The sequence below is a fragment of the Leisingera aquimarina DSM 24565 genome (assembly GCF_000473165.1).
Taxonomy (GTDB): domain Bacteria; phylum Pseudomonadota; class Alphaproteobacteria; order Rhodobacterales; family Rhodobacteraceae; genus Leisingera; species Leisingera aquimarina.
In genome coordinates this window covers 4,001,653-4,019,813 of the sequence record NZ_KI421504.1, presented here as the reverse complement: position 1 = coordinate 4,019,813, position 18,161 = coordinate 4,001,653, and the positions used below count along the sequence as shown (strand labels likewise).

The 18,161-nt window shown below is 63.2% G+C and carries 15 protein-coding genes; 10 read left to right on the top strand and 5 right to left on the bottom strand.

Annotated elements, in window-relative coordinates:
* Window positions 1-52: 52 nt before the first annotated feature.
* Both AQUI_RS0124205 and AQUI_RS0124200 read right to left on the bottom strand, forming a co-directional pair.
* A complete protein-coding gene (locus AQUI_RS0124205; RefSeq protein ID WP_035920469.1) occupies window positions 53-916 on the bottom strand; it encodes an S-methyl-5'-thioadenosine phosphorylase in 864 nt (287 codons plus the stop codon).
* A 477-nt stretch (window positions 917-1,393) separates the two neighbouring features.
* Window positions 1,394-1,996, bottom strand: a complete 603-nt coding sequence (locus AQUI_RS0124200) for an imm11 family protein (protein ID WP_027259836.1) — start codon at window positions 1,994-1,996, stop codon at window positions 1,394-1,396.
* Between the two features lie 300 nt (window positions 1,997-2,296).
* On the opposite strand from AQUI_RS0124200, the gene AQUI_RS0124195 reads away from it, so the two are divergent.
* Window positions 2,297-3,937: a SulP family inorganic anion transporter gene (locus AQUI_RS0124195; RefSeq protein WP_027259835.1), complete on the top strand. Its 1,641-nt coding sequence runs from the start codon at window positions 2,297-2,299 to the stop codon at window positions 3,935-3,937.
* Window positions 3,938-4,166: 229 nt separating this feature from the next.
* On the opposite strand, the gene AQUI_RS0124190 is transcribed toward AQUI_RS0124195, so the two are convergent.
* Window positions 4,167-4,808, bottom strand: coding sequence for a CatB-related O-acetyltransferase (locus AQUI_RS0124190; RefSeq protein ID WP_027259834.1), 642 nt, complete (start codon window positions 4,806-4,808; stop codon window positions 4,167-4,169).
* Between the two features lie 8 nt (window positions 4,809-4,816).
* Window positions 4,817-5,422 carry a flavin reductase family protein gene (locus AQUI_RS0124185; protein WP_027259833.1) on the bottom strand — a complete coding sequence of 202 codons (606 nt, stop codon included), beginning with the start codon at window positions 5,420-5,422 and terminating at the stop codon, window positions 4,817-4,819.
* Window positions 5,423-5,512: 90 nt separating this feature from the next.
* Here AQUI_RS0124185 and AQUI_RS0124180 point away from each other — a divergent pair, with 90 nt between their 5' ends.
* The 4 genes from AQUI_RS0124180 to AQUI_RS0124165 all read left to right on the top strand — a co-directional run bounded on the left by AQUI_RS0124180 (window position 5,513) and on the right by AQUI_RS0124165 (window position 8,090).
* Entirely contained in the window at window positions 5,513-6,031 is a 519-nt protein-coding gene (locus AQUI_RS0124180; protein ID WP_425411829.1) for a GNAT family N-acetyltransferase, read from the top strand.
* Window positions 6,032-6,079: 48 nt separating this feature from the next.
* A complete protein-coding gene (locus AQUI_RS0124175) occupies window positions 6,080-6,853 on the top strand; it encodes an EcsC family protein (RefSeq protein ID WP_027259831.1) in 774 nt (257 codons plus the stop codon).
* A gap of 68 nt (window positions 6,854-6,921) precedes the next feature.
* Window positions 6,922-7,434: a DUF1178 family protein gene (locus tag AQUI_RS0124170; protein WP_027259830.1), complete on the top strand. Its 513-nt coding sequence runs from the start codon at window positions 6,922-6,924 to the stop codon at window positions 7,432-7,434.
* A 14-nt stretch (window positions 7,435-7,448) separates the two neighbouring features.
* Window positions 7,449-8,090 carry an SDR family oxidoreductase gene (locus tag AQUI_RS0124165; protein ID WP_027259829.1) on the top strand — a complete coding sequence of 214 codons (642 nt, stop codon included), beginning with the start codon at window positions 7,449-7,451 and terminating at the stop codon, window positions 8,088-8,090.
* A 243-nt stretch (window positions 8,091-8,333) separates the two neighbouring features.
* On the opposite strand, the gene AQUI_RS0124160 is transcribed toward AQUI_RS0124165, so the two are convergent.
* On the bottom strand, window positions 8,334-10,106 hold the full coding sequence (locus AQUI_RS0124160) for a trypsin-like peptidase domain-containing protein (RefSeq protein WP_027259828.1): 1,773 nt from the start codon (window positions 10,104-10,106) through the stop codon (window positions 8,334-8,336).
* A gap of 257 nt (window positions 10,107-10,363) precedes the next feature.
* Here AQUI_RS0124160 and AQUI_RS0124155 point away from each other — a divergent pair, with 257 nt between their 5' ends.
* From AQUI_RS0124155 to AQUI_RS0124135, 5 genes are all read left to right on the top strand, one after another.
* Window positions 10,364-11,305 (top strand): glycine--tRNA ligase subunit alpha, encoded by a 942-nt coding sequence (locus AQUI_RS0124155; RefSeq protein ID WP_027259827.1) that lies wholly within the window; start codon window positions 10,364-10,366, stop codon window positions 11,303-11,305.
* A 16-nt stretch (window positions 11,306-11,321) separates the two neighbouring features.
* Window positions 11,322-11,849 (top strand): DUF6446 family protein, encoded by a 528-nt coding sequence (locus AQUI_RS0124150; RefSeq protein ID WP_027259826.1) that lies wholly within the window; start codon window positions 11,322-11,324, stop codon window positions 11,847-11,849.
* Window positions 11,850-11,882: 33 nt separating this feature from the next.
* Window positions 11,883-13,091, top strand: a complete 1,209-nt coding sequence (gene gltS, locus AQUI_RS0124145) for a sodium/glutamate symporter (protein WP_027259825.1) — start codon at window positions 11,883-11,885, stop codon at window positions 13,089-13,091.
* Between the two features lie 9 nt (window positions 13,092-13,100).
* Complete coding sequence (gene glyS / locus AQUI_RS0124140) at window positions 13,101-15,341, top strand: glycine--tRNA ligase subunit beta (RefSeq protein ID WP_027259824.1); 2,241 nt, start codon at window positions 13,101-13,103, stop codon at window positions 15,339-15,341.
* A gap of 179 nt (window positions 15,342-15,520) precedes the next feature.
* Window positions 15,521-18,097, top strand: a complete 2,577-nt coding sequence (locus AQUI_RS0124135; protein ID WP_027259823.1) for a putative PEP-binding protein — start codon at window positions 15,521-15,523, stop codon at window positions 18,095-18,097.
* Window positions 18,098-18,161 lie beyond the last annotated feature (64 nt).

Genomic DNA, 18,161 nt, shown 5'->3' with positions numbered 1-18,161 from the left:
AGGCGGCCCTGCGAAGACCGCCCCGATAGTTCAAAACTGTTGCAGCCTTGGATCAGTCCAGAACCCGGCCCGCCACGGCGTCCAGCTTGGCCAGCAGAGCAGGATCGCGTTTCTCGGGTGCAGTCATGATGGCATATTCCAGCGCTTTGTCGCAGCCATGCGGGCACTCCGCACGATCCTGGCCCAGCAGACCAGGCAGGCGGCGGACCAGTTCGCGGGCATTGGCAGAGTTGCCCTGCAATGTTGCAATGATATCAGTGATTTCCACAGCGCCGTGCTCCGGATGCCAGCTGTCGTAATCGGTGACCATGGCAATGGAGGCGTAACACAGCTCAGCCTCGCGGGCGAGTTTGGCTTCGGGCATGTTGGTCATGCCGATCACATCGCAGCCCCATTGCTCGCGGTACATCTTGCTTTCCGCCATCGAGGAGAACTGCGGCCCCTCCATGCACAGATAGGTGCCGCCGCGGTGGATGTTGATGCCTGCATCCTTTCCCGCTGCTTCGGCCGCGTCCGAGAGCCGCTCGCAGGTCGGGTGCGCCACGCTTACATGGGCCACGCAGCCGGTCCCGAAGAAGCTCTTTTCGCGCGCGAAGGTCCGGTCAATGAATTGGTCCACAACAACAAAATCGCCCGGTGCCATTTCCTCGCGGAAGGATCCGCAAGCCGAGACCGAGAACACGTCCGTCACCCCCAGCCGCTTCAGTGCGTCGATGTTGGCGCGGTAGGGGACCTCGGTCGGCGAATGCACATGGCCGCGGCCGTGGCGGGGCAGGAAGGCCATTTTCACCCCGTCCAGGGAACCGGTCAGGATTTGATCCGATGGCGCCCCCCAAGGCGTTTCGACCGAGACCCATTCGGCGCCTTCCAGCCCGTCGATCTCATAAATACCCGAGCCGCCGATCACGGCAATCATGGTTTCACGGGGTTCTGCTGCGGTCACGTGCTGCCCTCCTGATGCTGTTGTCTTGGATATGCGCAAGCGGCGCCGGATTTGGCAAGAGCAAGGTGATAAACCGGGGGTGGCAAGCGTGCATCCTCTGTGCACCGCCCGTGCACCGGGAGGGGGCCGCGGGCGCGGGAGCCTCCGGCGGAAGTATTTTCGGCAAGATGAAAGAGAGAAGGGTATTTGCGCCGGATGATCCCGGTCAGCGCCGCCGCGCCGAGGGCGGTGGCGATCCGGCCAGCGTTAATAACATCTAGTGCGGTTGCCAGAGCTGCTTTCTGCGCCAAATTTGCCCGGGCTTGCTGCAATGGCCGTTCCGCTGCATTGAGGGTTTCACGCTTGGCCCTTGTAGGCAGGGTTCAGACCTCGGACCAGATCGAGTCGGCGCGGAAATAGGAAATTCCTGCTTCTTCCATCGACGCAAATAGGGAAACAGAAACGAACACCCTACGCCCTGAAAAGTATCGCAAATCGAGCCAAGCTGTTAGGCCGCTGACCGCGGATTTCCGCAACTTTAGACGTACTGGATTTTTTCCCAATGTGTGTCCAGCGATGTTTGCCATCCACTGGTCCACCTACCGTTTTTATGCCTTCCGACGTTGGATCAATTGCATCAACGACCTTGTGAACCCACCAAATATAGCGGGTGCCGTGTACTGATCCGTCCTTGTTCAGAATCTCGACTGGAGAGAATAGCCAGCCATCGTGCTCTGACTGGTGGTTTTCGATCACCGACTTGAGCTTTGAGCTCACCAAACTACCGTGTGAGTATTCATTTTTGCAGCCTGGAATTGACTTTGTATAGTCCGGTAACTCCTTGCCTTTGGTCATGCATAGTTTTTGAGGCAAGAACTCCGCCCGCCAAGGACGCTCTGAGCGCCGGAATTCAATTAAGTAGCCGTCGTGGGTTTCCTCCAAAGCGGCCATTTCTTCGGCTTTGAGCCAATCTTTACCGGCTTGGACCCGCAACTGATCCGCAGGGTCACAGAGTTCCAAACGAAACTTGCCGTAGAATTTGGGATCGCTGCTTTCTCGCAGAACCTTTGCCATTGCGCTTTCTCCCGTTGAGCTCGAATTGACCCCGCTGTTTAGGAGGTTGAAGCACATTGGCTGGTTGACCGCAATCTGGGCGGTTGGCTTTGATGATTAACAAGCGCTAAAGTTTAGCGCTAGCGCTTTTGACTAAATGTTTCGCGCGCGAAACATTGGGGCAATATTGCTGACCTGTTTGCGGCTTTGCGGTGCGGACCCCTTTGCGGAGGGGGCGCCAGCACCCCGCGCCCTTGCCCCGTTGGCGTATTTCCGCTAGGGGCGGGCGCAACACCCTTCCTCCCGAGTACAGGTACCCCCATGAGACGCGCAGCCATGGCTTTGCTGGCCAAGCAGATTTCCCCGCCCAACCTCTCCATCATGCAGGACGAGGGCTTTACCGTGGCCCGCGTGCGCACTGAATTGCTGTCGGGCCTCACCGTGGCACTGGCGCTGGTGCCCGAAGCAGTGGCCTTTGCCTTTGTTGCGGGCGTGCATCCGCTGGTCGGGCTTTATGCGGCCTTCATGGTGGGTCTGATCACCGCAGTGTTCGGCGGGCGGCCGGGGATGATCTCGGGCGCGACGGGTGCCTTGGCGGTGGTGATGGTGGCGCTAGTGGCGCAGCACGGGGTGGAATACCTCTTTGCCACAGTGGTCCTGATGGGGATCCTGCAGATCATCGCGGGTGTGATGCATTGGGGCAAATTCATCCGGCTGGTGCCGCACCCGGTGATGCTGGGTTTTGTGAACGGCCTGGCGATCGTGATCTTCCTGGCGCAGCTGACCCAGTTCAAGGATCCGGAGAACACCGAGGCCTGGCTGGCAAGCTCGCAGTTGGTGATGATGCTGGGGCTGGTGGGGCTGACTATGCTGATTATCTGGGGCACGCCAAAGATCACCGCGATCATTCCGGCACCGCTGGCGGGGATCGGCATTGTTGCAGCACTGGTGATTGCCGTTGGAATTGATGTGCCGACCGTAGGAGACATGGCCTCGATCAAGGGCGGGTTCCCCTCCTTCCATAATCCTTTTGGAAGCGGCGAAGGCCTTTATGGCGCTGCCCTGGCGCCGTTCACGCTGGAAACACTATGGATCATCCTGCCTTATGCGGTGATCCTGGCCGCCATTGGCCTGATCGAGAGCCTGCTGACCCTGAACCTGGTGGGCGAGATCACCGGCAAGCGCGGCGGTGCCAGCCAGGAGTGCATTGCGCAGGGCGCGTCCAATGTGGTGACCGGCTTTTTTGGCGGCATGGGCGGCTGCGCAATGATCGGCCAGTCAATGATCAACGTGAAATCCGGTGGCCGGACACGGATCGCGGGCATTGCTGCAGCGCTGTTCCTGCTGGCGTTTATCGTTGTGGCTTCGCCGCTGATCGAGCAGATCCCGCTGGCGGCGCTGGTGGGTGTGATGTTCATGGTGGTGATCGGGACCTTTGCCTGGAACAGTTTCAAGGTGATGACCAAGGTGCCGCTGATGGATGCCTTTGTCATTGTGCTGGTGACCGTGGTGACGGTGATGACCGACCTGGCGATTGCGGTTGTGGTGGGCGTGATCGTCTCGGCGCTGGCCTATGCCTGGAACAATGCGCGCCGCATTCATGCCTATACCCGCGAATCCGAAAGCGATAAGGGCGCCAAGGTATATGAGATCGAGGGGCCGCTGTTCTTTGGCTCCACCGACGGATTCATCGAGTTGTTTGACGTGGCGGGGGATCCGGATCATGTGATTGTGGACTTTGCCCGCAGCCGGGTGGTCGACCAATCAGCCTTGCAGGCAATCGAAGCGCTGGCGGGCAAGTATGAGGCCGAGGGCAAATCGCTGGTCCTGCGGCACCTCAGCCGCGACTGCCACCAGCTGTTGACCAAGGCGGGGCATCTGATGGTCGATAGCGATGACGATCCGGATTATGAGGTTGCGGTGGATTACTCGGTCAAGACCGGGATCCTGGGCGGCCATTGACGCCTGATCGTTTGAAAGAGAAACCCGCGGGTCTTGCGAGCCGCGGGATTTTTTTGTTTGAAAGGGGCTCTGGCTCACCATACCAGCAAACGCTGGTCCGGATCCCCCATCCCCTGATCCTTGCCTGCCACCCGGTCCGCACCGAGCCAAGGAAAATAGCCGTCTCCCCGCGCGGCTGTCCGGTCTCAGGCGACGGCGGCTCCGGACCAGCAAATACTTGGGGCGGGGTTCAGTCGGGGGCGAGAGTTTCGAGCATGTCGAGGTCGCCTGTGAGCAGGGCGGGCTCGGCGCGGGTTATCAGCTCGGGCGGCCAATCCCACCATTTGAGGCTGAGCAGGCGGACGATCTGCGGTTTGGAAAAGCGGAAGCTCTGCACCGTGCCGGGGTTGCCGGTGACGATGGCGTAAGGCGGGATGGAGCCGCGCACCACGGCGCCTGCGCCGATGATGGCGCCGTCGCCGATGCGCGCGCCTGGCAGGATCAGCGCGTTGTAGCCGATCCAGACGTCATTGCCGATCACCGTGTCGCGGGTGTCGGGCTGGTAGCCCGCCATTTGCGCAGGGTTGAACACCGGGAAGGGATAGCAGCTGAGCCCGTCCTGGGCGTGGTTGGCCGAGGCGGTGATGAAGCGCACCCCGTGCGCGACCTGGCAGAAGCGGCCGATTTGCAGCCGTTCGCGGGCGCCGGGGAACAGGTAGGGCGCCAGGTGCTGTGCCCAGTTTTGCGGCGGGTCGAAATCCGAGGCGTAGCTGTAGTCGCCCGCCTGGATGTTGGGATGATCCAGCACCTGGGCGAGCATCACGGTGCCCGCGTGCGGGGTGCTGTCCGGCAGGATGATCGGATTGCGCTTGCGGGGATCAGGAAGCGGCATCGAGGACCTCACTCGCCGGGGCGGGACAGGGAAAACAGGTCGCGCACCACCGAATAGTCGCGATATCCGAGACGGGCCAACGGCTGAAATGCGGTCACGTCGAAGGCGCCGTCGCGCAGGCAATCATCGCGCAGATGCACGCCGGTTACTTCACCGAAGACCACCTTGTTGGCCTCGCCCGGCAGGGTGACGATTTGGGTGAGCCGGCATTCCAGCGCGGCGGGGGCTGCGGCAACGCGGGGGCAGGCAATGGTTTCGCATTCCACGGCTTCAAGCCCTGCGTGGGCGAACTCGTTCGTCTCTTTGGGCAGCGCGCCGGAGCTGGCGTTCATCGCGTCGCGCAGTGCGTAAGAGACCACGTTGACGCAGAACACGCCGGTTGCCTCGATATTGGCCACACTGTCCTTGGTGCCTTCCTGGTCCGGCTTGCTGCTGGTGGAGGCAAACATGACCTGCGGCGGGGTGTAGGCGACCGCGTTAAAAAAGGAATAAGGCGCCAGGTTGTTCACTCCCTCTGCGGAGCGTGACGAAATCCAGCCGATCGGCCGCGGCGTGACAATGGCGTTGAACGGGTTGTGGGGCAGGCCGTGGCCGTCCTCGGGGCGGTAGAACATTCTTGCTTCCTGCTTTGGGGTTTTCAGGGGCTTAGGTGTTTGCCCAAGGCTTACGCGCGTGTTAGGCCGAATGCCAGCCTGCAGGGAAGAATGCGGAGGCCGGAACAGGGGCGTGGCGGCGTGATCGAATTGATGGCAGAGCAGCCGGACGACCGGTGGGAGGTTGAGGCGCTGTATGACCTGTGCTTTGCGCCGGGCCGCGAGGCGTTGTCGTCTTACCGGTTGCGCGACGGGGTGCCGCCGGTTGCAGGGCTGAGCGAGGTGGCCCGGGACAGCGACGGGATCCTGGCGGCGGCGATCCGGTATTGGCCGGTTCTGGTTGGCGCAGCGCCCGCACTGCTGCTGGGGCCGGTTGCGGTGCACCCGACGCGGCAGGGCGAGGGGCTGGGCGGGTCTTTGATTCGCGACAGCGTCGCCAAGGCGGAGGAAACCGGCTGGGCGCGGGTGATGCTGGTGGGCGATGTGCCCTATTACCGGCGCTTTGGGTTCACCAAACTGACAGGGGTGGAAATGCCGCCGCCGACCAACCCGGACCGGGTGCTGGGACTGGCGCTGCAAGAGGCGGCCTGGGACGGCGTTCAAGGGCAGGTGCGCCGCTGGCAGGGTTGAATTTCCGCCCTTGGCTGCCGATCTTCTGGATAGGCAGAGGAGGCGCATTTGACGGACGTTCTATCAACAGCACGGGAATTCACCCCGCAGGAAATCGAGTCTGAGCTGGACGCGCTGGCGCAGCGCCACCGGGCGGCGGGCGGTATTGGCGTGGATTTGCTGAACCGGCTGGGCGGCAGCGGCGAAAGCCTGCTGGAGCGGCTGCCGGAACCGGTGCGGGCCGGGCTGACAGGCGCCACTGAGACCGCGCTCAGGGTTGCCATGAAGGGGGCCAGCCAGTCACGCCGTCTGGTGGCGGATCAGAAACCGGGCGTCGACCGGGTGGTGAGCGCGGCCATGGGCGCTGCGGGCGGCGCCGCGGGCCTGCCGGGCGCACTGGTGGAGCTGCCTGCGACAACGGCGTTTTTGCTCCGGACTATTCAGGGCGCCGCAGCTGCGGAGGGGTTCGATCCGGAGGCCGAAAGCGTGACCTTTGACTGCATCCAGGTGTTTGCGGCGGCAGGCCCTTTGGCCGGGGATGACGGCGCGGATCTGGGCTTTGTCTCGGTGCGGCTGGGGCTGCCAGGAGGCTTGCACAAGCTGATTGCCCAGGTGGCGCCCAAGCTGGGTGCAGTGCTGGGGCAAAAGCTGGCAGCCCAGGCGGTGCCGATTGCGGGGGCTGTGGCCGGGGCCGCGGTGAATTACGTCTTTGCAGGATATTACCGCGAGATGGCGCATGTGCATTTCGGACTTCGGCGGCTGGCGGTGGATGCAGATCTGCCGCAAGAGGAGCTGGCAGCAAAGTTGCGGCAGCGGCTGCAAAGTCCGGGTGCGGCACAGTAGATACAACAGACCTCTTGCACTTGCCTGAGAGGGAGATTTAATCATCCCTTCCTGTTAAGAGGGAAAGCATGATTCAATACAGCCTCAAATGCACCGATGGCCACAGTTTCGACAGCTGGTTCCAATCGGCTGCGGCGTTTGACAAGCTGGCGGCGGCCGGCCTGGTGTCCTGCGCTGTCTGCGGCGGCGCGCAGGTGGAGAAAGCCATCATGGCGCCACGGGTGCGCCCCGGACGCAAGGCGGTGTCTGCCGTCGGCGAACCGGAACCGCAGACAACTGCGCCGGCCGCTCCCGTTCCGGTGCCGTCAACCGCTCCGGCGACTCCCCCTGCAGGCCCCGGCTTGCTGAGCCGTCCTTCGGGTGAGGTCGAACAGGCTATTGCCGATCTGCGCAAGAAGGTTGAGGAAAACTCCGATTACGTCGGCGGCAGTTTTGTTCAAGAGGCACGGGCAATGCACCTGGGCGAGGCGCCGGAGCGGGCGATCCATGGCGAGGCAAAGCTGGAAGATGCGCGGGAACTGATCGAGGAAGGCGTGCCGGTGATGCCGCTGCCGTTCCGTCCCGGGCGCAAAACAAACTGAAGGGCAGAGCAAAAATGCATGCAGTTGTAACAGGAACCAGCCGCGGCATCGGCAAGGAGCTGGTGAAGCGGCTGCAGGAGGCGGGCTATGAGGTGACAGGCACCTCGCGCGATCACTCCTCGGGCGTCAAGCTGGATGTCTCCGACCCCGGCCAGCAGGCGCGCTTTGCGGCCCAGATCAAGAACCGGCCGGTGGATCTGCTGGTGTGCAATGCCGGGGTCTATATCGACAAGGCGATGGGGCTTGAAGACTACTCAGCCGAGGTCTGGGCCAAGACCCTGGCCGCCAATGTGACCGGCGTGTTTTTGACGGTGCAAGCGATGCTGCCCAATTTGCGGCTGGCACAGGAACCCAAGATCGCGATCCTGTCTTCGCAGATGGCCAGCCAGGCGCGGGCGCCGGGGGGCAGCTATGCCTATCGCGCCTCCAAGGCGGCAGCGCTGAACATCGGACGCAATCTGGCGACGGATCTGCAGCCGGAAGGGATCTCTGTGGGGATTTATCATCCCGGCTGGGTGCGCACCGATATGGGTGGTCATGAAGGCGATATCACGGTGGAAGAGTCTGTCGCCGGGCTAATCAATGAGTTCGCGGTGCTGAACCTGGATACCACCGGCTGTTTTCACACTTGGGACGGCCGCATACACCCCTATTGAACCGGCTGCGGCAGAGCAGGCCGAAGCTCCCGCGCCCGCAGGTGCCTGGCTGCGCCAGCCCCCTTGGCGGGTTTGGGCCGGGCGCCGCGCAAATGCGCGGCGCGGCACCGTGCACTGGCACGGTGCTATGCCCAACGGGCATAGGGCCTGATAAGGCCCGTTGCCGGGCGGGAGCACCTGCCTGTGATTGAGCTGCCGCCCTTTGAAGGCACCGCGGGCATGACACGAATGACGGCCAGCCGGTCACTCCCAGCAGCTGACCAGCACGGTCATACCGGACGCCAGCCGGGTCATAGCGGCATTGGGCAAGCTGCCTGCTGACGCGCTCTTTGCTGCCGGGGTCATGCCTGCGGTGTTCAGCGCACTGCGGATGGCTTCGGCGTTGACGGCAAAGCTGACGCCTTCGGGCAGTTGCTTGCCTTCGATTGTGCGCGGCAGCAGCATCCCCAGAACAGCGCCGGTGCTGTCCAGAACCGGACCGCCTGCATCGCCGGGCTGGGCTGCCAGCTCCAGGCGGGCAACGCCGGTGTCGCCATCCAGGCTTTTGACGTCTGCGACCTTGCCCCAGGTCAGGCTTGGTGCGCCCAGGACGCCCTCGTAGGAAAAGCCGGAAACAGCGATCTCAGACTGCAGCCGCGGCGAGGCGGCGCTGAGTTCACCAACCGCGGCAGGCGCCAGCGCCTGGACGGGGCGCAGGATGGCGATGCCGTCTGCGGTGTTGTTAGCCGCCACTTCCGCCTGATAGCCGTGGTCCAATGTGATCCGGGTACAGCCCGCCACCACGTCGGAGGTGGTCAGCACGCTGCCGTCGCCATCGACAAAGAAACCGGAACGCGACAGTTTCGGCTTGCGGATTTCCAGGCCCGAGACCAGATCAATGCTCTGCACCGCATCGCCGCCAGCTGCCGGGTCCAGCACCCCTTCGAGGCGGGTGAAGCTGGCTTGCATCGCCGCAAGAACGCGTGTGCGGCGGTCTTCGTCGCCGGCCGGCCAGATCAGGGTGAAGCCCTTCACTTCGCCGTTTTTCAGGCTGGCCTGGGTAAAGGAGACGATCTTGCTGTTGCGGCCTTCGATGGTGAAGCTGTCCTTGCCGCGCTGGCGCGGACCTTCCAGCGGCACGATCTCAAGCGTCTGCATAATGTCATAGAGGCCGAACAGCGTGCGCTTATCGCCGGGCTGGCTGATCAGCAGCACCTCGGCGCCCAGATCGCCCTTGGCGGCGTAGTGGGCAAACGGTGATTCATAGCGGTCGAACGCGACCTCATCCGCCGGGATCTGCAGGGCGATGCCTGCTTTGGCATCTTCCACCCGCGCCATGCCGACCGAGATCAGCGGCGCGTTGTATTCATCCATCAGGACCTGGCGCTGGGCGGTGGTCAGCACACCGGTGGGTTCAAAGCCGCGGGCCGTCTGCCAATCGCTCATCGAGCCGCGGGTGCCACGGCCAAAGGCTCCGTCAATGGACGAGCTGTAGAAGCCTGCGGCCTTCAGGGCGACCTGCAGCTCCATCCGCTGCTCACGTGACAGCGCGCGTTCGCTGCGCTGCGCCTCGGCGGGGGTCTCATCCGGCAAGTTCGACTGCACGGCGGCCTGTTGCTGCGGCGCGGGATTCGCCGCCGCAGGGGCCGCCGGTGCGGGGGCGGGCGCCGGTTGCTCCGGAGCAGTTGCATCTGCCGCCACCGGGTAGAACTGGTTGCGCAGGTTGCGGCGGAACGCGATGAAGCTGTCGCGCGGGATCTGGCCCTCGGCGCGGTAGACCTGCAGCACCCGTTCGGCGTCGTCGCGGGCGTAGGGGCCCAGAACCACACCGTACCAGCCGCCGCCCAGCGCATAACCGGAGACATCCGGCAGGCGGGCGGCATAGGTGCGGGCCTCGCCCTCGGCCTCGCGCAGGGAGGGGCGGGCGGCGATCTGGATCCAGACCGCATCGCGGCTGCTTTGCGCCGAAACAGGCGCGGTGAACGCAATGGCCAGCGCAATCAGCGGCAGCGCCAGAGCGGCAAACAGTTTTTTCATTGTCAGGGCCTCGTATCCCGGAAGATCTCTTATTCTTTGCCGCGGAGGTTAAGCATTTTGGCACGGCAAAGGGAACTCCTCATCGCAGGGGGAATTCCAGCCCCGTTGCCGCATTCCTGCACTTTTGTTGCCGATGCGCTGCAGGGTGCAGGCCCTGGCTGCCCTGCACAAAGGCCAGAGGGCGTTGACCCTGCCCATTGCCTTGCATAGGAAGATCCCCGCAATTGCTGCCCCAGATGCCCCCAAAGGGATACGAGATGACCCAGACCAACGGCGCGCCGCGCTCCTTCCAAGAGATTATCCTGAGGCTCCAGAATTACTGGGCCGCCAAAGGCTGCGCGGTGATGCAGCCCTATGACATGGAAGTCGGCGCCGGGACCTTCCACCCGGCGACCACGCTGCGTTCGCTGGGGTCCAAAGCCTGGGCCGCGGCCTATGTCCAGCCGTCGCGCCGTCCGACCGACGGGCGTTATGGTGAAAACCCGAACCGGCTGCAGCATTACTACCAGTATCAGGTGCTGATCAAACCCTCGCCGCCGAACCTGCAGGAGCTGTATCTCGGCTCGCTTGAGGCCATCGGTGTCGATATGGCGATGCATGATATCCGCTTTGTCGAGGATGACTGGGAAAGCCCGACGCTGGGCGCCTGGGGCCTGGGCTGGGAAGTCTGGTGCGACGGCATGGAAGTTTCGCAGTTCACCTATTTCCAGCAGGTCGGCGGCCATGACTGCCATCCCGTGTCTGGCGAGCTGACCTATGGTCTGGAGCGTTTGGCGATGTATGTGCTGGGTGTCGATCACGTGATGGAAATGCCGTTCAACGATCCGGATGCAATGATCCCGCTAACATATGGCGATATCTTCAAGCAGACCGAGGAAGAATACGCCCGCTGGAACTTTGACGTGGCCAATACCGAAGTTCTGCTGCGCTATTTCGAAGAAGCCGAGGCCGAGTGCGCCGCCATTCTGGCGCAGGAGCATCAGGACCCGAAGACTGGCAAGCGCATCATCATGGCGCATCCCGCCTATGACCAATGCATCAAGGCCAGCCACATCTTCAACCTGCTGGATGCGCGCGGTGTGATCTCGGTCACCGAACGGCAGGCCTATATCGGCCGGGTCCGTGCGCTGGCCAAGCAATGCGCCGACGCTTTTGTGCTGACCGAGGCTGGCGGTTTTACCGCCGGGAACGCGGCCTGAGCGGGGAAAGCACGGTATGGGGAAAGTTCTTGCTTTGATCCTGATCCTGTCGGCGCTCGCCGCCGGCGGAGCGATGTATTACCTGCAGATCTACGCGTTCTACGATAACGTCGAGCTGCAGCCGGGCCGCGACGTGATGCTGGTGCCGCTGGACGGCGGTGAGGCGCAGCCCGTGGCCTATTCGGACTTTGAGGCGATTGACGCCGGCAGCTCGCCGATCCGCTACCGCGCCTGTTTCACGACCAAGGTAAAACCGGACGCGCTGGCGCAGCTGTTCACCTTGACGGACAAGCTGGAACCGCGCAACGCGCCGGGTTGGTTCGAGTGCTTTGATGCCGCTGCTATCGGCGCCAAACTGGCAGATGGCTCGGCCAAATCCTTCCTGTCGGTCAAGAACATCTCATTCGGTGTCGACCGGGTTGTTGCCGTCACCGACGAGGGCCGCGGCTATGTCTGGCACGAGCTGAACAAATGCGGCCAGAAAGCCTACGACGGCACCGTGGTGGGCGAAGAATGCCCGGCCCGGCCCGAGCCGGGCGAATAACCGGAACATTGAGAGGCGCAGGCCGCGCGGGACATGGAAACGCATATCACCATACCTGATTTCATCTCGGTAACACTGGGGTTTGCGGTCTTTCTGCTGGGCGCACGCCTGAATGCCAAGGTTGCTGTGCTGCGCAGGTTCAATATCCCGGAACCGGTGACTGGCGGGCTGGCCGCCTCGGTTGCAGTGCTGCTGGTCTACAGCCTGACCGGTCTGCAAATCGAGTTCGAGATGCAGAGCCGCGACTACCTGCTGGTGCTGTTTTTCGCCGGCATCGGCCTTAATGCGCGGCTTCCCGACCTGGTGGCCGGCGGCAGGCCTCTCGTTATCCTGTTGGTGCTGACCCTGCTGGCCATTCTGGCCCAGAACGTGATCGGCGCGGCCGGAGTCGTGATGTTCAGCTATCCGGTTCAGGCAGGTGTCCTGTTCGGTTCGGCCGCGCTGATTGGCGGGCATGGTACAGCCATTGCCTGGGCGCCCGATGTGGTCGCCGCTGCAGGGCTGGATGGTGCTGCCGAATTGGGCGTGGCGGTGGCCACCCTTGGGCTGGTGCTGGCAGCACTCGTGGGCGGGCCGGTTGCCCGGCACCTGATCAACCGGCATGGGCTGACGCCTGCACGGCCGGAAGAAGAACAGACCGTCGGGCTGGCGCATGAGGATACTGAGACGGCAAGCGTTGGCCACCTCGATCTGATGCGGGTGATGCTGTACCTGAACCTGGCGATCATTCTGGGGTATTCTGCTTACCTCGGACTTGATGCTGCGGGGGTGAAGCTGCCGCTATTTGTGCCCTGCCTGATCGCCGGCATTCTGCTGGCCAACCTGCGCAGCCTGATTGCGCCCAGTGCCGCCCCGGTGGCCCGCACCCCGGCGCTGGCTCTGATCTCGGAGTTCTCATTAGGCGCCTTTCTAGCCCTGTCTCTGATGGCCTTGCAGCTGTGGACCATCGCCGGGCTGGGACTGGCCATTGCCGTCATCATGCTGGCGCAGACGCTGTTCACGGTGGCCTTTGTGCTGTTTGTTCTGTTCCCGCTGCTGGGCCGCGGCTACCGGGCTGCGGTGCTGGCCGCCGGGTTCGGCGGCTTTGCGCTCGGCGCGACCCCCACTGCCATTGCCAATATGACCGCTGTGACCAAACGCTACGGGCCGTCGCCTATTGCCTTTGTTGTGCTCCCCCTTGTATCCGCCTTCTTTGTTGATATCGCCAATGCCATCGTCATTCAGGCGATTGTGAATTTCTGAGGACCCCCGATGCCCGATCTGCTGATTGAACTCTTTTCCGAAGAAATCCCGGCCCGCATGCAGGCACGCGCGGCTGAGGATCTGAAGAAACGCGTAACCGATGGCCTGGTCGGGGCGGGTCTGACCTATGCCGGTGCCGCAGCGCTGTCGACGCCGCGCCGCCTGACGCTGGCGGTGGATGGCCTGCTAGCAGAAAGCCCCACCATCCGCGAAGAGCGCAAAGGCCCCAAGGTCGGCGCCCCGGACAAGGCCATCGAAGGCTTCCTGCGCGGTTCGGGTCTGACCCGTGATCAGCTGGAGGAACGCGACACCCCCAAAGGCGCGGTCTATTTCGCCTTGATCGAAAAGCCGGGGCGTGCGGCAGCAGAGATTATCGCCGAAGTGCTGGAAGACTGTATCCGCAATTTCCCCTGGCCCAAGTCGATGCGCTGGGGCGCAGGGAGCTTGCGCTGGGTGCGGCCGCTGCATTCGATCCTCTGCATCCTGTCGGATGAGGCCGGGGCATCAGTTGTGGATCTGGACATCGACGGCATCAAATCGGGCAGCACCACCCGCGGCCACCGCTTCATGGCGCCGGAAGAGATCACCGTCACCGGCTTTGACGACTACGCCGCCAAGCTGAAGCGCGCGCATGTGGTGCTGGACCCCCGCGAACGCGCTGAGGCGATCTGGCAGGAAGCCGCCAATCAGGCCTTTGCCAACGGTCTGGACGTGGTCGAGGACAAGGGCCTGCTGGCCGAGGTCGCCGGCCTGGTCGAATGGCCGGTGGTATTGATGGGCGCCATTGACGAAGAATTCCTGGAGCTGCCGCCGGAGGTTTTGCAGACCTCCATGAAGGAGCATCAGAAGTTCTTCTCGGTCAGGAATCCTAAGACGGGCCGGATTGAGAAGTTCATCACCGTTGCCAACTGCGAGACCGCGGACAATGGCGCGACTATCCTGGCGGGTAACCAAAAGGTTCTGTCGGCGCGTCTGGCCGATGCCAAGTTCTTCTGGACAAACGACTTGCGCGTGGCCAACTCCGAGGCGGGCATGAGCGCCTGGGTCGAGAACCTCGGCAACGTGACCTTCCACAATAAGCTGGGCACCCAGGCCGCACGCATTGACCGCATCGCCGCGCTGGCCCGCGAGATCGCGCCGGTGGTGGGTGCCGATGCGGATCTGGCAGAGCAGGCAGCACGGGTGGCCAAGGCCGACCTTAGCTCCGAGATGGTCTATGAATTCCCGGAGCTGCAGGGGCTGATGGGCCGCTACTACGCTGAAGCCGCTGGCCTGCCGCAGGAAGTCGCCAACGCCTGCGAAGCGCATTACTCACCGCTGGGTCCGGGCGACGATGTGCCGTCGGAGCCGGTGTCTGTTGCCGTGGCGCTTGCGGACAAGCTGGACACGCTGACCGGCTTCTGGGCGATTGATGAAAAGCCGACGGGGTCGAAGGATCCGTTTGCCCTCCGCCGCGCGGCGCTGGGGGTGATCCGGCTGGCGCTGGAAAATGAGGTGCGGATGCCGCTGGACAGGTTCTTTGACAGCCAGCTGCTGCGGACTGAGATGAATGTTAATCATTCTGAAGGATCGATGGGTCAGGCAATGCTCAATGATCTGATCGCCAAAATTGCTAAACACGGGGTGTTTGGAGCGGCATTTAAGGAGGTGCAAGCCAGTGCTCTTGGGGGGACAGATTTGCCATCTCCAATAGAGGGGCTAGACACAAAAGTTCCGGACATCTCCGCCAACCTTCTCTCCTTCTTCCACGACCGCCTCAAGGTCTTCCTGCGCGATCAGGGCATCCGCCATGACGTGATCGACGCCTGTATCGCGATGGACGGCAATGACGACCTCACGCTGCTCGCCAAACGCGCCCGCGCGTTGGAGGATTTCCTGAAGACCGAGGATGGCACCAACCTGCTGCAGGGCTTCAAACGCGCCAACAACATCCTGTCCCAGGCCGAGGAAAAGGACGGCGTCGAATACTCCTATGGCGCTGACCGCAAGTTTGTCGAAGACGCCACCGAGACCGCGCTGTTCGATGCGTTGGAGGCAGGCGGGGCGGCGATCTCTCCGGCCATAGAGGCCGAAGATTTCGCGGCTGCCATGCGGGGCATGGCCGCCCTGCGCGCGCCGATTGATGCTTTCTTTGATGCAGTGCAAGTGAATGCGGACAGCGAAGTGGTGCGCCGCAACCGTCTGAATCTCCTGAGCCAGATCCGCCAGGTTTGCGGGCAGGTCGCGGATCTCACCAAGATCGAAGGCTGAACGGACACACCAGCCGCTTCTTTCTGGTTCCAAATACCTCCGCCGGAGGCACCGGCCTTTCCGCAAGGGAAGGCCGGTTTTTCTTTGCTTCGAAGCCTTCAGCCGTCACTGCCCAGTTACAAGACCCTTGCGCCATCGCGTCTTCCCCTTATGGTGACTTTCAAAGGAGACGTGCTGCAGTGCAGAAAGATTTTGAACAGATCCCGCCGGCTTCCCTCATCACCGCGACCGCACCGATTGCCACCGCCACCCATGGCGGGCGGGCGAAGTGCCTGCAACGGCTGGAACGGCTGGACCTGCCTGTGCCGCGCACGGTGGCGCTGTCTTTTGACGCGGTGCATTCTATTGCCGAAGGCCAAATACCGGACCTGACAGCGGTGCTGAGCGAATTCGACCCGGAGGCACTGCTGTGCGTGCGCCCATCCTCGGAAGACCCCGACTGGGGGGGGCCGGGCGCGATCCTGAATATCGGCATGAACGACGCGCGCTATGTGGACCTGTGCGACAGCCTGGGGCGACAGGCCGCGGCGGCGCTGTATCTGCGGTTCGTGCAATCCTACGCGGTGCATGTGGCGCGGCTGGATCCGGATGTGTTCGACGACGTTGAAGACGGCGGCCCGGATGCGCTGAGCGAGATCCTGCATGCGTATGAGGCGGAAACGGATGAACCTTTCCCGCAGGATCCGGGCGAACAGCTGGCGGCGGTGCTGCGGTCGATGGCGCGGGCCTGGGAAGGCACCTCGGCGCGGATTCTGCGTCAGGCCAAAGGCGCGCCTGCAGATGCGGGGCTGGGGCTGGTCGTGCAGGAAATGATCCCCGGCGTCGGCCAGGGCGAATGCGGCTCAGGCGTGCTGCAGCTGGTGAATTCAACCACCGGCTGCCCGCAGCTGACCGGCCGTTATCTGAGTCAGAGCCAGGGGCGCGATGCGCTGGGGGCGGGTGCCAAGGCGCTGTATCTGGCCAAGGACACGCGCGGGCTGTCGCTGGAGGAGCTGGCGCCGGAGGCCTTTGAGAACCTGCAATCCCACGCGGCGCTGATGCGTAAGAAGCTGCGTGAGGAAATGCAGCTGGAATTTGTCGTGGAAAGCGGCCGCGTGCATATCCTGGACGGGGTGCGGGTGGCGCGTTCGGCGCAGGCTGCGGTGCGGATCGCTGTGGCGCTGGCCGAAGACGGCATCATCCCGCAGGAAGAGGCGCTGATGCGGGTGGATGCGCATATCCTGAACGAGATGCTGCACCGCCAAGTGGCGCCGGATGCGGAACGCGACGTGATCGGCCGCGGCATTGCCGCCAGCCCAGGCGCGGCGACCGGCAAGCTGGTCTTTACTGCGGCCGGCGCGCAGGCAAGCGCGTCCCGCGGGGAGCCCTGTATTCTGGTGCGCCGGGAAACGTCGCCCGAAGACGTGCGCGGGATGCATGCCGCTGCCGGTGTGCTGACCGAAAAGGGCGGCATGACCAGCCATGCGGCGGTGATCGGCCGCGGGCTGGGGCTGCCGTGTATAGTCGGTGCTTCGAACATGAAGTTCCACAGCAAGCGCAAAATGCTTGAGGCTGCCGATGGCCGGGTGTTCCGGGCCGGCGACATCATCACTATCGACGGCAGCAGCGGTCATGTGCTGGCGGGCCAGCCGGCGATGCTGGAGGCGGCTCAGGACGGGGCGCTGCAAACCTTGCTGACCTGGGCGGACGATGCCCGCGACATTGGCATCCGCGCCAATGCCGATACGCCGGAAGATGCTGAAACGGCAAGAAGATTCAATGCGCAGGGCATTGGCCTCTGCCGGACGGAGCACATGTTTTTTGAACCCGGCCGCCTGACGGTGATGCGGGAGATGATCTTTGCAGAGACGCCGTCGGGCCGCGAAGCGGTGCTGGAGCGGCTGCTGCCGATGCAGCGCGACGATTTCCGCGAACTGTTCCGGATCATGGAGGGGATGCCGGTCTGCATCCGCCTATTCGACCCGCCGCTGCATGAATTCCTGCCTGCCACCAGGACCGGCCAGCGGGAACTGTCCGAGGCACTGGGCATCCCGGTCAGCGATGTCACCCGCCGGGTTGAGGAAATGGGCGAATACAACCCCATGCTGGGCCTGCGCGGTGTGCGGCTGGGGGTCACGGTTCCGGAAATCTATGACATGCAGGCGCGCGCGATCTTTGAAGCCACATTGGAGGCCTCGGAAGAAGGCGAGCCTGTGGTGCCTGAAATCATGATCCCGCTGGTCTCGGCCAAGCGCGAAGTGGAACTGGTCAAGGCCCGCATCGATGCGGTGGCCGCGGCAGTCAAAGCGGAGCGCGGCGAGGACTTCACCTACCGTCTTGGTGTCATGGTGGAAACACCGCGCGCGGCGCTCAGGGCGGGCGAGATTTCACCGCATACTGCGTTCCTCAGCTTTGGCACCAATGACCTGACCCAGATGACCTATGGGCTGTCGCGCGACGATGCCGGGCGGTTCATGTCGGACTATGTGAACCAGGGGGTCTTTCCCGAGGATCCGTTCCATGTGCTGGACACTGACGGGGTGGGGGAGCTTCTGAAACTGGGTGTGCAGCGCGGCCGGGCGGAAAACGGGGAGATCACCCTGTCAATCTGCGGCGAGCACGGCGGCAACCCCGAATCGATTGCCTTTTGCCGTGATGCGGGCTTTGATTACGTTTCGTGTTCTCCCTTCCGGGTGCCGGTTGCGCGTTTGGCCGCAGCCCAGCTGGCAATTTCCGGAAAGACCGGGCAGACGGCGCCAACATACACAAAATATTAAGAAAATCTGGGCCATTCAGCAGCCGCCGGTGTGAGACCGGCGGTGTGAGTGTGTTCCCCAAGGC

Coding starts and splice junctions, on each gene's coding strand:
- AQUI_RS0124170 (WP_027259830.1), top strand. CDS start 6,922: ATGATTCAATACAGCCTCAAATGCACCGATGGCCACAGTTTCGACAGC.
- AQUI_RS0124155 (WP_027259827.1), top strand. CDS start 10,364: ATGACCCAGACCAACGGCGCGCCGCGCTCCTTCCAAGAGATTATCCTG.
- AQUI_RS0124190 (WP_027259834.1), bottom strand. CDS start 4,808: ATGCCGCTTCCTGATCCCCGCAAGCGCAATCCGATCATCCTGCCGGAC.
- gltS (WP_027259825.1), top strand. CDS start 11,883: ATGGAAACGCATATCACCATACCTGATTTCATCTCGGTAACACTGGGG.
- AQUI_RS0124160 (WP_027259828.1), bottom strand. CDS start 10,106: ATGAAAAAACTGTTTGCCGCTCTGGCGCTGCCGCTGATTGCGCTGGCC.
- AQUI_RS0124200 (WP_027259836.1), bottom strand. CDS start 1,996: ATGGCAAAGGTTCTGCGAGAAAGCAGCGATCCCAAATTCTACGGCAAG.
- glyS (WP_027259824.1), top strand. CDS start 13,101: ATGCCCGATCTGCTGATTGAACTCTTTTCCGAAGAAATCCCGGCCCGC.
- AQUI_RS0124185 (WP_027259833.1), bottom strand. CDS start 5,422: ATGTTCTACCGCCCCGAGGACGGCCACGGCCTGCCCCACAACCCGTTC.
- AQUI_RS0124165 (WP_027259829.1), top strand. CDS start 7,449: ATGCATGCAGTTGTAACAGGAACCAGCCGCGGCATCGGCAAGGAGCTG.
- AQUI_RS0124205 (WP_035920469.1), bottom strand. CDS start 916: ATGATTGCCGTGATCGGCGGCTCGGGTATTTATGAGATCGACGGGCTG.
- AQUI_RS0124150 (WP_027259826.1), top strand. CDS start 11,322: ATGGGGAAAGTTCTTGCTTTGATCCTGATCCTGTCGGCGCTCGCCGCC.
- AQUI_RS0124180 (WP_425411829.1), top strand. CDS start 5,513: ATGCGGAGGCCGGAACAGGGGCGTGGCGGCGTGATCGAATTGATGGCA.
- AQUI_RS0124195 (WP_027259835.1), top strand. CDS start 2,297: ATGAGACGCGCAGCCATGGCTTTGCTGGCCAAGCAGATTTCCCCGCCC.